The 13962-nt window shown below is 56.5% G+C and carries 7 protein-coding genes; 3 read left to right on the top strand and 4 right to left on the bottom strand.

Annotated elements, in window-relative coordinates; all coding sequences use genetic code 11:
- Positions 1-18 precede the first annotated feature (18 nt).
- Together KHQ26_RS13655 and gltB are read right to left on the bottom strand one after the other, a co-directional pair.
- Positions 19-1437 carry a glutamate synthase small subunit gene (locus KHQ26_RS13655; RefSeq protein ID WP_002918461.1) on the bottom strand — a complete coding sequence of 473 codons (1419 nt, stop codon included), beginning with the start codon at positions 1435-1437 and terminating at the stop codon, positions 19-21.
- Between the two features lie 9 nt (positions 1438-1446).
- On the bottom strand, positions 1447-5907 hold the full coding sequence (gene gltB, locus KHQ26_RS13660) for a glutamate synthase large subunit (RefSeq protein ID WP_004144939.1): 4461 nt from the start codon (positions 5905-5907) through the stop codon (positions 1447-1449).
- 673 nt (positions 5908-6580) lie between these two features.
- Between gltB and KHQ26_RS13665 the strand changes: the two genes are divergently transcribed.
- Positions 6581-7513 (top strand): TIGR01212 family radical SAM protein, encoded by a 933-nt coding sequence (locus tag KHQ26_RS13665; RefSeq protein WP_002918455.1) that lies wholly within the window; start codon positions 6581-6583, stop codon positions 7511-7513.
- Positions 7514-7564: 51 nt separating this feature from the next.
- Here the strand turns inward: KHQ26_RS13665 and KHQ26_RS13670 are convergent, their stop codons facing one another.
- Together KHQ26_RS13670 and KHQ26_RS13675 are read right to left on the bottom strand one after the other, a co-directional pair.
- A complete protein-coding gene (locus KHQ26_RS13670) occupies positions 7565-8848 on the bottom strand; it encodes an MFS transporter (RefSeq protein WP_002918453.1) in 1284 nt (427 codons plus the stop codon).
- Between the two features lie 85 nt (positions 8849-8933).
- The gene (locus KHQ26_RS13675) at positions 8934-9950 is read right to left on the bottom strand and encodes a Zn-dependent oxidoreductase (protein WP_002918451.1); all 1017 of its coding nucleotides are present in this window, start codon (positions 9948-9950) and stop codon (positions 8934-8936) included.
- A 296-nt stretch (positions 9951-10246) separates the two neighbouring features.
- On the opposite strand from KHQ26_RS13675, the gene uxuA reads away from it, so the two are divergent.
- Together uxuA and arcB are read left to right on the top strand one after the other, a co-directional pair.
- A complete protein-coding gene (uxuA, locus tag KHQ26_RS13680) occupies positions 10247-11311 on the top strand; it encodes a mannonate dehydratase (protein WP_004174133.1) in 1065 nt (354 codons plus the stop codon).
- Positions 11312-11457: 146 nt separating this feature from the next.
- Positions 11458-13797 (top strand): aerobic respiration two-component sensor histidine kinase ArcB, encoded by a 2340-nt coding sequence (arcB, locus tag KHQ26_RS13685; protein WP_002918444.1) that lies wholly within the window; start codon positions 11458-11460, stop codon positions 13795-13797.
- The last annotated feature ends 165 nt before the right edge of the window (positions 13798-13962 follow it).

Consider the following 13962-nt stretch of genomic DNA (forward strand, 5'->3'; position numbering starts at 1 on the left):
GTGAGGCTCCGGACCTAATCAGACTTCAAGGTAGTTGAGGATCCCGTCCGCCGCTTTACGACCTTCGGCAATCGCGGTGACCACCAGATCGGAACCGCGAACGATATCGCCACCGGCGAAGATTTTCGGGTTGCTGGTCTGGAAGGCGTTTTCGCTGCCTTCCGGGGCGATAATACGGCCCTGGGAGTCCAGTTCGACGCTGTGCTTCGCCAGCCACTCCATGCTGTGCGGACGGAAGCCAAATGCCATGACTACGGCGTCAGCCGGCACCACGTGCTCAGAGCCGGGGACGATCTCCGCGCGGCGGCGGCCCTTCGCATCCGGCTGGCCCATTTCGGTGCGCGCCATCTTCACGCCGCAAACCTTACCGTTGGCATTCACTTCCACGCCCAGCGGCTGGACGTTAAACTGGAACTCAACGCCTTCTTCGCGCGCGTTTTTCACTTCGCGTTTTGAGCCGGGCATGTTCTCTTCGTCACGGCGATAGGCGCAGATCACGTGCGCCGCATTCTGACGGACGGAGGTGCGTACGCAGTCCATCGCGGTGTCGCCACCGCCGAGCACCACCACGCGTTTGCCTTCCATGCTGACATAGGGCTCATCGGCGGTTTCACCAAAGCCCATGATCTGCTTAGTGTTAGCGATAAGGAACGGCAGCGCGTCGTAAACACCCGGGGCGTCTTCGTTGTCCAGTCCACCGCGCATCGACTGATAGGTCCCGACGCCGAGGAACACCGCATCGTACTCCTTCAGCAGGTCGTCGAGCTGCACGTCGCGGCCCACTTCGGTATTGAGTTTGAACTCAATGCCCATGCCGGTGAAGATCTCCCGGCGGCGGGTCATCACCTCTTTTTCCAGCTTGAACGCTGGGATACCGAAGGTCAGCAGGCCGCCGATTTCCGGATGGCGGTCAAATACCACCGCCTTGACGCCGTTACGGGTCAGCACGTCGGCGCAGGCGAGGCCCGCCGGGCCAGCGCCGATGATCGCGACGGTTTTACCGGTCGGCTTCACGTCGGAGAGATCCGGACGCCAGCCCATCTCGAATGCCTTATCGTTGATATAGCGTTCGATGTTGCCGATGGTCACCGCGCCGAACTCATCGTTCAGCGTACAGGAGCCTTCACACAGGCGGTCCTGCGGGCAGACGCGCCCGCAGACTTCCGGCAGAGTGTTGGTTTGATGCGACAGCTCGGCCGCTTCAAAAATACGCCCCTCGTTGGCCAGCTTCAGCCAGTTCGGGATGTAGTTATGCACCGGGCACTTCCATTCGCAGTACGGGTTGCCACAGGAGAGGCAGCGATCCGCCTGCGCCTTGGCCTGGCCTTCTGAAAACGGCTCGTAAATTTCCACAAACTCAATTTTACGGATCTTCAGCGGTTTCTTTGGCGGATCAACGCGCTGCAGGTCGATAAATTGATAAACGTTCTGACTCATCTTAACCCCTTACTGCGCCTGCACCCGCAGCTCAGCTGCGGAACGACTACGGTGACCCAACAGTGCTTTAACATCGCTGGACTTTGGTTTAACCAGCGCAAACTTCGCGGAGAAGGCCGGCCAGTTGGCGAGGATCTCTTCGCCGCGTTGCGAACCGGTAAGCTGTACGTGCTCGGTGATTAAACCGCGCAGGTGCTCTTCATGGATGGCCAGAGAATCAACGTCCAGTACTTCCACCAGCTCCGGGTTCACGCGTTTGCGGAAGTCGCCATCTTCATCCAGGACATAGGCAAAGCCGCCGGTCATCCCTGCGCCAAAGTTGACGCCGGTTTTTCCGAGCACGCAGACGATGCCGCCGGTCATATATTCGCAGCCGTTGTCGCCGATGCCTTCCACCACGGTGATGGCGCCGGAGTTACGCACGGCGAAACGCTCGCCCGCGCGGCCTGCGGCGTACAGACGACCACCGGTCGCGCCGTACAGGCAGGTGTTGCCGATAATACTGGCTTCATGGCTGCGGAACGCAGAGCCCACCGGCGGACGAATGGCCAGCAGACCGCCCGCCATGCCTTTCCCGACGTAGTCGTTGGCGTCGCCAGTCAGATGCAGTTCCACGCCGCCGGCGTTCCACACGCCGAAGCTCTGGCCCGCGGTGCCGCTAAAGTGAGCGACGATCGGGTCGCCCGCCAGTCCCTGGTCGCCATGGGTCTGGGCGATATACCCGGACAGCGAGGCCCCCACGGAGCGGTCGGTGTTACGGATATCAAACCAGAACGTCTTGCTCTGCTTTTCATCCACGTACGGTTTCGCCTGCTGCAGCAGCTGGGCGTTGAGCACGCCGTTATCGAACGGTGGGTTGTTCTCGGTGCAGTACAGCGCTTTGCCCGGATGCGGCTCTGCGGTCTCCAGCAGTTTACCCAGATCCAGTTTCTGCTGCTTGGCGGTGAACCCATCCAGCTCTTTGAGCAGATCGGTGCGGCCAATCAGATCCACCAGACGCTTGACGCCCAGCTGGGCCATCAGCTCGCGGGTCTCACGGGCGATAAATTCAAAGTAGTTGGTCACTTTGAACGGCAGACCGTGATAGTGATTCTTACGCAGTTTGTCATCCTGGGTCGCCACGCCGGTAGCGCAGTTGTTCAGGTGGCAAATACGCAGGTATTTACAGCCCAGCGCGACCATCGGGCCGGTACCGAAACCGAAGCTCTCCGCGCCGAGGATCGCCGCTTTGATGATATCGAGACCGGTTTTCAGGCCGCCATCCACCTGCAGACGGATCTTATGACGTAGACCGTTAGCGACCAGCGCCTGCTGGGTTTCCACCAGGCCGAGCTCCCACGGACAGCCGGCATATTTCACCGAAGAGAGCGGGCTCGCCCCGGTGCCGCCGTCGTAGCCGGCGATGGTGATCAGGTCGGCATAGGCTTTGGCCACGCCGGTGGCGATGGTGCCAACGCCCGGCTCAGAAACCAGTTTGACCGAAATCATCGCTTTCGGATTGACCTGCTTGAGGTCGAAAATCAGCTGCGCCAGATCCTCGATAGAGTAGATATCGTGGTGCGGCGGCGGGGAAATCAGCGTGACGCCCGGTACCGAATAGCGCAGTTTAGCGATGTACGGGGTGACTTTATCACCCGGCAGCTGGCCACCTTCACCCGGTTTCGCCCCCTGGGCGACTTTGATCTGGATGACGTCGGCATTGACCAGGTAGGCTGGCGTGACGCCGAAGCGGCCGGACGCGACCTGCTTGATGCGCGACACTTTATTAGTGCCGTAGCGCGCCGGGTCTTCACCGCCTTCACCGGAGTTGGAGAAGCCGCCGATGCTGTTCATCGCTTCCGCCAGCGACTCGTGCGCTTCCGGGCTCAGGGCGCCGATCGACATCGCCGCGGTATCGAAGCGTTTAAACAGCTCCTTCGCCGGCTCTACTTCGTCGATGCTGATAGCGTCTTCGCCTGGGTTGAGCGCCAGCAGGTCGCGCAGCGTGGCCGCTGGACGTTCGTTAACCAATTTCGCGTATTGTTGATAATCGCTGTATTCGCCGCTCTGCACGGCCTGCTGCAGGGTGCGCACCACGTCCGGGTTGTAGGCATGATATTCGCCGCCGTGCACATATTTCAGCAAACCGCCCTGGGCCAGCGGCTTACGCGCCAGCCAGGCGCGTTTCGACAGATTCAGCAGATCCTGCTGGAAGTCGTCGAAGCTGGCGCCGCCGATGCGGCTGACCACGCCCTGGAAGCAGAGATCGGAGACATCGCGATGCAGACCGACCGCTTCGAACAGCTTCGAGCAGCGGTAGGAGGCGATGGTCGAGATCCCCATCTTGGACATGATCTTATACAGACCTTTATTGATACCGTTGCGATAGTTCAGCATCACCGCACGGTACGGTTTATCGATGGCTTTGCTGTCGACCAGCTTCGCCAGCGTTTCGTAGGCGAGGTATGGATAGATAGCCGTCGCCCCAAAGCCGAGCAGCACGGCGAAGTGGTGCGGATCGCGGGCGCTGGCGGTTTCAACGATGATGTTGGCATCGCAGCGCAGGCTTTTATCGACCAGACGGGTCTGGATCGCGCCAACGGCCATCGGCGCCGGTACCGGCAGACGGTCTTTGGCGATGTTGCGGTCAGAGAGCACCAGCAGCACGGTGCCGTCGCGCACCATTTGCTCCGCTTTATCGCACAGCGCTTTCACCGTCTCGCTGAGGGAGGCCTCTGCCGGGTTGAACGTGATATCGAGGACGTCGGCGCGATAGTGCTCTTCTTCCATCGTCGTCAGCTGTTTAAAATCGGAGTACAGCAGGATCGGCGATTTGAAGCTCAGACGATGCGCCTGGCCTTCCGCTTCGCAGAAGACGTTCATTTCGCGGCCGATGCTGGTAGCCAGCGACATGACGTGCGCTTCGCGCAGCGGGTCGATCGGCGGGTTAGTCACCTGGGCGAACTGCTGACGGAAGTAATCGTAGATAATGCGCGGCTGGCTGGAGAGCACGGCGAAAGGCGTGTCATCGCCCATCGAACCGACTGCTTCCTGGCCATTTTCGCCGAGCACGCGCAGGACGGAGTCCAGCTCTTCCGCGCTGTAGTTAAACTGTTTCTGGTAGCTGGCGAGCGTGTCGTCATCCAGCTGGCGACTGCCAACCTCTTCGTCCGGCAGATCTTCGAACGGCACCAGGCGACGAACGTTTTTCTCCATCCACTCTTTATACGGGTGGCGGCTCTTCAGATCGTCATCGGTTTCCGCTGAGTGCAGAATGCGTCCGGCACGGGTATCGATAACCATCAGCTCGCCCGGGCCCACGCGGCCTTTCTCGACCACTTCGTCAGGCTGGTAATCCCAGATGCCGACTTCGGAGGCGCAGGTGATGAGCTTATCTTTGGTAATGACGTAGCGCGCCGGGCGCAGACCGTTACGGTCGAGGTTACAGGCCGCGTAGCGGCCATCGGACATGACGATGCCCGCCGGGCCGTCCCACGGCTCCATATGCATGGAGTTAAAGTCGAAGAACGAACGCAGCTCCGGATCCATATCCGGGTTGTTCTGCCAGGCTGGCGGCACCAGCAGACGCATGGCGCGCACGATGTCCATCCCGCCGGCCAGCAGCAGCTCCAGCATGTTGTCCATAGAACTGGAGTCGGAGCCGGTTTCGTTAACGAACGGCGCGGCGTCGTGCAGGTCAGGGATCAGCGGGGTCTGGAACTTATAGGTACGGGCGCGGGCCCACTGGCGGTTGCCGGTAATGGTGTTAATTTCACCGTTGTGCGCCAGGTAGCGGAACGGCTGCGCCAACGGCCAGCGTGGTACGGTGTTGGTGGAGAAGCGCTGGTGGAACAGGCAGATAGCCGACTCCAGGCGCAGGTCCGCGAGGTCCAGGTAGAAGCGCGGCAAATCCGCCGGCATACACAGACCTTTATAGATGTTGACCAGATTGGACAAGCTACAAACGTAGAAATCCTTGTCTTCCTGCAGGCGTTTTTCAATGCGACGACGCGCAATAAACAGACGGCGCTCCATATCGCGCGGGCGCCAGCCAGCCGGGGCGTTGACAAAGATTTGCTCAATACGGGGCAGCGAGGAGAGGGCGATTTCACCGAGCACGCCTTCGTTGGTCGGCACATCGCGCCAGCCGACAATCGACAGGGTCTCAAGCTGAAGTTCTTCTTCAACGATGCGGCGCGCCGCTTTAGCCAGCTCAGGATCTTTATTCAGGAACAGCATCCCAACGGCGTAGTTTTTGGCTAAACGCCAGCCGCGCTCTTCGGCAACGATGCGGAAGAAACGATCGGGTTTTTGCAGCAGCAGACCGCAACCGTCGCCGGTTTTACCATCGGCAAGGATTGCGCCACGGTGCTGCATGCGGGCCAGTGCGTGTATTGCGGTTCGCACTACCTTGTGGCTAGGTTCGCCTTCTATGTGGGCGATCAGGCCGAAACCACAGTTATCCCTCTCAAGGGATTTGTCGTACAACATATCAGTGAACCTCCCCAGGCTCTACGGACACCCTCCGATACCGATTGCGCACAGGCACAGAAAGAGCATGGCGACGGGGTTTACACCTCGCATTCGCCCTCTTTAAATCCTTTTCGCATCGGTACACAAGTTTGAGGACTTGCTGTTAAGAGGGAATCTCAATTACTGCATAAATATGATGAGCAGAGTGCTCATCCAGAAAGCTTCCAGCGGATTCCCAACTTATCGGGAATCCACACTTACGTCAAATGGCAATCTTATTAATACAAAAATGTGCTATACACAAGTTAACTAATTGTTATTAAAGAAAATAATGGCAATTTTTATGCTTTGAATACGCCTGCTGGTGGTGCGGCTAGTGTGATCTGTCTCACTGTGCACGCGGCTTTGCATTACCAATATGCGCTGAAATACATTTCATTATTAGCATATTTGACTGCAATATTTTTAACTACTGGACATTAATACCGTTTTTTACCAGAAAGCAGATTAGGGCAATGCTAAGATAAAATATAAGGAAAACTCATCACCTGGGGGTTGAATGAAATTGCAGTAATCTTGATTGTTTATGCAATAGGGTTGATCGCCGCGCTGACGATTGATCTATGTCATCGCCGTCGGTGACGAAAAGTGGCAGGCTTGGCCCCCTTTGTTGAGGGCGGTCTATCAGATTATGCAGTTACAGAAATTAGTCAATATGTTTGGTGGGGATCTTATGCGTCGCTATGGCGAAAAGGTCCATAAGCTAACGCTGCACGGCGGTTTTAGCTGCCCAAACCGCGACGGCACGCTGGGCCGCGGCGGTTGCACTTTCTGTAACGTGGCATCGTTTGCCGATGAGGCGCAGCAGCATCGCTCTATCGCCGAACAGCTCGCTCATCAGGCGCAGCTCGTCAACCGGGCGAAGCGCTATCTGGCCTATTTTCAGGCCTACACCAGCACCTTCGCTGAAGTGCAGGTGCTCCGTTCAATGTATCGTCAGGCCGTCAGTGCCGCAAATATCGTTGGCCTGTGCGTCGGCACCCGCCCGGACTGCGTTCCGCAGGCGGTCCTTGACCTGCTGAGTGAATACCATCAGCAAGGGTATGAGGTATGGCTGGAGCTGGGGCTGCAAACTGCTCATGATAAGACCCTGCATCGCATTAACCGTGGACACGATTTCGCCTGTTATCAGCGTACCGCGCGCCTGGCGCGAGAGCGGGGGCTGAAAGTCTGTGCGCATCTGATCGTCGGTCTGCCCGGAGAGAGCCAGGGGCATTGTCTGCAGACGCTGGAGCAGGTAGTGGCGACCGGCGTGGATGGGATCAAATTGCATCCACTGCATATTGTGAAAGGCAGCATTATGGCCAAAGCGTGGCAGGCCGGGCGTCTCGATGGCATTGAGCTGGAGGCGTATACCGTCACCGCTGGAGAGATGATCCGCCATACGCCGCCGGAGGTGATCTACCACCGTATTTCCGCCAGCGCCCGTCGGCCCACGCTGTTGGCGCCGCTGTGGTGTGAAAATCGCTGGACCGGCATGGTTGAACTGGATCGTTATCTGAATCAGCAGGGCGCTCAGGGCTCGGCGCTGGGCCGTAGCTGGGTTGCTCCCCAGGCTGAGTGAGAAGTACGAGCGCGATGTCCGGAACAATGCCGGACATCGCGCTCCTGCCATTTATGCCTGGCTGGCTTTCATCGTCACACGCGGAGTTTTGATCACGAACAGCACCAGCAGGGCGCCAAGCGCGGCGATAGTGCCGGCGAGAACGAAAGCGCTGTCAAATTTACCAGTAGACTGCACGATATAGCCGGTAACAATCGGCCCCACGATGCCGGAGACGCTGCCGATAAGATGGATAAAGCCGCTGGCGCCGCCGACGCGGGATTTATGCACCACGTCCTGGATAATCGCCCAGTAGATCGCCCCGGTTACATAGAGGAAAAAGATGGAGACCGACATCAGCAGAACGGCAGGCACGACGCTGCTGACGGTACCCGCCAGTCCCACGCAGATAGCGGCCATCAGCAGGCATACCACCAGCACAATTTTGCGCGACAGCAGCAGGCGCCCGGTGAGTTTAAAAATTTTATCGGAAATATAGCCCCCAAGCGCCAGACCGACAAAGCCGACTATCCATGGGATCATAGTGGTAAGGCTCATCTGTTTAATATCCAGATGGTGCTGTTGTACCAGATAGGACGGGAACCAGCTGAGAAAGAAAAACAGAATATAGTTGTAGCAGAAGAAGGCAAAGGCCGTTACCAGAATAATTGGCTGTTTCAAATAATAACCCAGCGAGTGAGCTGTTTGATTTTCTATTGTTTCCAGCGCGACTTCTTCTTCTTTCATTTTATTAATCAGCTTAAGTTCTTCCTGGCTGACTTTTTTGTGCTTTTCGGGCGAATTAGCGGCAATGAAAAACCACGCTATCATCCATACAATACCGATAGCGAAAATAATCATAAAAGCCGGGCGCCAGCCGAATGCCAGGGCCAGGTAACCGACGATGGGGCCGGCGACCGCGCCGCCCAGCGGAGAGCCTGCGCTGAGAAAGCCGACGGCGGTAGCCGCTTGCTTTTTAGGAAACCAGCCGTTGATCATCTTGTTCGCCGATGCGCAGATCGGGCCTTCCGCCATCCCGAAAAGCACCCGCAGCACCAGCATGGAATAAAAGCCGGTGGCTACCGCGGTTAAGCCGCAAAACAGCGACCACAGACCGACCGCCAGGCCCATTACCAGCGTTGCGCCAAACTTATCCACGGCCAAACCGCCAATAAAATTAAATACCGCGTAGCCGAAGAAAAAGCTGCCGAAAATAATGCCGAATTGTTCAGCGTTAAGTGCAAGGTCCTTTTCAATCATCGGGACCGTGATGGATAATGCCACCCGGTCCAGATAATTTATCATATATACTAAAAATAATAACAGGACGATAATCCAGCGGATATTTTTTCCCATGATAACACCATGCTCATTATATTATTTATATCAGGCGCGGCGGATATGCAGATATCCGTCGGCCGTTATTCTATACGATGCCGGTTTAACCCAGCTGCAGCAGCACTTTGCAGCAGGTCTTACGGTCGTTAGCAAAAATCTCCATGGCCTCTTTCACCTGCTCCAGCGGCATACAATGGGTGATTAACGCCTCCGGACGAATAAGGCCTTTCTCCATCCAGTCGATGACCAGCGGAAAACGCCCGCTGTTCAGCCGGGAGGAGAAAATAGAAATTTCTTTACTGGTGATGCTTTGCTGAGTGAGGGTCGAGGCCTCGCCGGAGAAACCGAGTATACCGATGCGGGCGGCGGGGGAGGCGAGGAGAATGGCTTCCTGCAGGATCGCCGGGTGGCAGGCGGCATCAATGACCAGCGTGGGGGCAAGCTGCCGCTGCGCCAGCTGTTCCGCGAGCGGCTGGTCAGTGTTATCGAGCGTCAGATCGGCGCCGTTTTCCCGGGCCATCTGCAGACGTTCGGCAATGCGATCCACGACGATCACCTGCTTAACGCCATATACCCCCTTTAGCGCCTGAATGATTGTCAGCCCCATCGGGCCAGCGCCGTAAACCAGGGCAATATCTTGCGCCGTGGGCTGCAGCTGGGCGGTAATATTTGCCGCGATGGTAAAAGGCTCAACCATCGTTGCCTGACGGTCGCTGATAGCCTCGGGGATGCGCCAGGCATTTTTCGCCGGCACGCAGGCATAGTCGCTAAATCCCCCGTCGCGGTGAACTCCTATGACCTGGAGCTGCGTACAGACATTCGGCCTTCCTACCGAGCAAGGATAACAATGGCCGCAGCTGACAACGGGGTCCACCGCGACACGCTCGCCGATGCGTGCCGGAGATACCTGCTCGCCGACGGCGTCGATGATGCCATAGAATTCATGGCCGATGACGCGGGGATATTTCGCGAAAGGGTTGTGGCCGTGATAGATGTGTACATCGGAACCACAGATCCCGGCAAAAGCAATTTTCACCCGTACTTCATGGGCGCCCGGAACTGGAACCGGACGTGATTCAATGTTCAGTTGGCCTGGCTCTTTGACGACGACGCTTCTCATTTTGATTCCTTCCATTGTCTTTTTTCTGAACAAATTACGCTACTTTTATTACCATACAAGTATGCAAAAGATCATAATCAGGCCTGGATCACATTTGAGAAAGCTCGGCAGAAAAAGCCATGGCATGATTAATCTATTGAAATAAATTGAAAAAAATTATGAATGCACCGACGCATTCACCGCTGGCGAGCCGGTCGGCAGGAATGTGATCGCTATCACGACAGCCAACGCTCAATCATCTATGATTACTGGTATGGTAGTAGGGTAAATTAAACTAAGTTGAGCAGGTGAAGACAATGCAGATGACAATGCGCTGGTTTGGACCAGAGGAAGACAAGATTTCATTAGAACATATTCGCCAGGTGCCTGGCGTTGAGGGGGTGGTCGGCGCGCTCTACGACGTCGCGGTGGGCGAAGTATGGCCGGTGGATAAAATTGAGCGTCTGGTCGGTCAGGCCCATGCCGCAGGCCTGAAAATGGAGGTGATAGAGAGCGTCAACATCCATGACGACATCAAAATCGGCCTACCTACCCGTGACCGCTATATTGCCAACTACCAGCAGACCATCCGCAACCTTGCCCGCTTTGGCGTTAAAGTCATCTGCTATAACTTCATGCCGGTTTTCGACTGGATGAAGACGGATATGAACTACGTCCTGCCGGATGGCTCGCTGACGATGGCGTTTGAGAAGAAAGATATCGATAAGCGGCTGGAAGACGTGGTGAAGGAGGTGCTTGAGAATTCAAACGGCTTCGCCTTGCCGGGCTGGGAGCCGGAACGGCTGGCGGAGGTGCAGACCCTGTTTGCCAAATATAGCGCGGTGGATGATCAGAAGCTGCGGGAGAACCTGGTTTATTTTCTGCAGGCGGTGATCCCGGTTTGCGAAGAGGTTGGGGTGAAAATGGCGATCCACCCGGACGACCCGCCGTACTCCATTTTTGGCCTGCCGCGGGTGGTCAAAAACCGCGACGATCTGGACTGGATCTGCCGGGCCGTCGATTCACCCGCCAACGGCATTACGCTCTGCACCGGCTCGATTGCCGAAGATCCTGATAATGACGTGTACGCCATCCTGGCCGAATTTACGCGGCGTAAGCGAATTCATTTTGCCCACGTCCGCAATATAAAGCTGATGCAGGATAAAGACTTTTACGAGTGCGCCCATCCGTCAGAGTACGGCTCCCTGGATATGTACAAAGTGATGCAAGCGCTGTATGACAACGGATTCGACGGCTATATTCGCCCGGATCATGGTCGCTTTATCTGGGGAGAGACCGGACGGCCGGGCTATGGCCTGTTCGACCGCGCCCTCGGCGTGACCTACCTGAAAGGACTCTGGGAGGCGTTAAGCAAGCGTTAATCCCTCTTCTGATCCCCCTCTTTTGCGGCTGGTTCGCCTCTGCGGCCGGCCGCCGTATCGACTCCTGCCCGCATTTTTTGCACAACTTACAGCGCATTGCTCAGAATTGAGTATTATTGTGCGGAGTTGTCGTGAAGGAATCCCCTATGAAGCAAATTCGTATGCTGGCGCAGTATTATGTCGACCTGATGATGAAGCTGGGTCTGGTCCGCTTTTCGATGCTGTTGGCTCTTGCGCTGGTGGTGCTGGCCATCGTGGTACAGATGGCGGTTACCATGGTGCTGCATGGCCAGGTTGAAAGTATCGACGTTATCCGCTCTATCTTCTTTGGCCTGCTGATCACGCCTTGGGCGGTCTACTTTCTCTCGGTGGTGGTGGAGCAGCTCGAAGAGTCCCGTCAGCGTCTTTCGCGGCTGGTGGACAAGCTGGAGGAGATGCGTGAGCGCGATCTAAAGCTGAACGTCCAACTGAAAGATAACATCGCGCAGTTGAATCAGGAGATTGGCGAACGTGAAAAAGCGGAAGCCGAGCGCGAGACCACCCTCGAGCAGTTGAAGATTGAGATGAAAGAGCGTGAAGAGACACAGATCCAGCTCGAACAGCAATCCTCCTTTCTGCGCTCTTTCCTTGATGCTTCCCCGGACCTGGTCTTCTATCGCAATGAGGATAAGGAGTTTTCAGGCTGTAACCGGGCGATGGAGCTGCTGACCGGCAAAAGCGAGAAACAGCTGATCCACCTCAAACCGCAGGACGTCTATAGCGAAGAGGCGGCGGAAAAGGTACTGGAGACCGACGAGAAGGTGTTCCGCCATAATGTATCGCTGACCTATGAGCAGTGGCTGGACTATCCCGATGGCCGCAAAGCGTGCTTTGAAATCCGCAAGGTCCCCTACTACGATCGCGTCGGTAAGCGTCGCGGCCTGATGGGCTTCGGCCGCGATATCACCGAACGTAAACGCTATCAGGACGCTCTTGAGCGCGCCAGCCGGGATAAAACCACCTTTATTTCCACCATCAGTCATGAGCTGCGTACCCCGCTAAACGGGATCGTCGGGCTGAGCCGAATTTTGCTGGATACCGAACTGACCAGCGAACAGGAAAAATACCTGAAAACTATCCATGTATCGGCGGTGACGCTGGGGAATATCTTCAATGATATTATCGACATGGACAAAATGGAGCGCCGCAAGGTGCAGCTCGATAACCAGCCGGTGGACTTCACCAGCTTCCTTGCCGACCTTGAAAACCTATCCGGCCTGCAGGCACAGCAGAAGGGGCTGCGCTTTGTGCTGGAGCCGAGCCTGCCGCTGCCGCATAAGGTAATCACGGATGGGACCCGCCTGCGGCAGATCCTGTGGAATCTTATCAGTAACGCCGTGAAGTTTACCCCGCAGGGCGGAGGGGTAAACGTCCGCGTGCGCTATGACGAAGGCGATATCCTGCACTTCGAAGTGGAAGACTCCGGAATTGGTATTCCTGAAGCGGAACAGGACAAAATTTTCGCCATGTATTACCAGGTCAAAGACAGCCACGGCGGCAAACCGGCCACCGGAACCGGGATTGGTCTCGCCGTCTCGCGTCGCCTGGCGCGTAATATGGGCGGTGATATCAGCGTTACCAGCCAGCCGGGTAAAGGGGCGACCTTTACGCTTACCGTCCATGCGCCAGCCATTGCGGAAGAAGTGGAAGATACGCTGGCGGAAGACGACATGCCATTACCGGCGCTCAACGTGCTGCTGGTTGAGGACATTGAGCTCAACGTTATTGTGGCCCGTTCAGTGCTGGAAAAACTGGGTAACAGCGTTGATGTGGCGATGACCGGGAAAGCCGCGCTGGAGATGTTTGAGCCAGGCGAATATGACCTTGTGCTGTTGGATATTCAGTTACCGGACATGACCGGACTGGATATTTCCCGGGAACTGAAACAGCGCTTTGCCGCTGACGAGCTACCGCCGCTGGTCGCCCTGACCGCCAACGTGCTGAAGAATAAGAAAGAGTATCTCGACGCCGGAATGGACGATGTGTTGAGTAAGCCGCTATCGGTGCCAGCGCTGACGGCCATGATCAAGAAATTCTGGGATGCACCGGATGAGGAAGCGCAGGAAGCGCCGGCGGCCGATCTGCATAAAGCCGACGCGGTGCTGGATACCGATATGCTGGAGCAATATATCGAGCTGGTGGGACCGAAGCTTATCAACGATGGTCTCGCGGTGTTTGAGAAGATGATGCCGGGCTACATGTCCGTTCTGGAGTCTAATCTGACCGCCCGCGACCAAAAAGGGATTGTCGAAGAGGGACATAAGATCAAAGGGGCGGCCGGTTCTATCGGACTGCGCCACATCCAGCAGCTGGGCCAGCAGATCCAGACTCCGGATCTGCCTGCCTGGTCTGATAATGTCGCTGAATGGGTTGAAGAGATGAAATCCGAGTGGCAAAACGATGTAGCGGTACTGAAGGCGTGGGTGGCGAAAGCCAGCAAAAAATGACCCCGGACAGACCGGGGTGCGCGAATACTGCGCCAACACCAGGGAACTGGTGGTTGAGCCAGTGTTGTTTGAGTGATGTTGTTACGTGGCGCAACCGAAGAAGTGGATTGCTCGCTCATTAAGATAGCAAAGCTTAACTAATTTGTTACATGAATCAGTAAAATA

The organism is Klebsiella sp. 10, assembly GCF_018223925.1.
In the GTDB taxonomy this organism is placed as follows: domain Bacteria; phylum Pseudomonadota; class Gammaproteobacteria; order Enterobacterales; family Enterobacteriaceae; genus Klebsiella; species Klebsiella pneumoniae.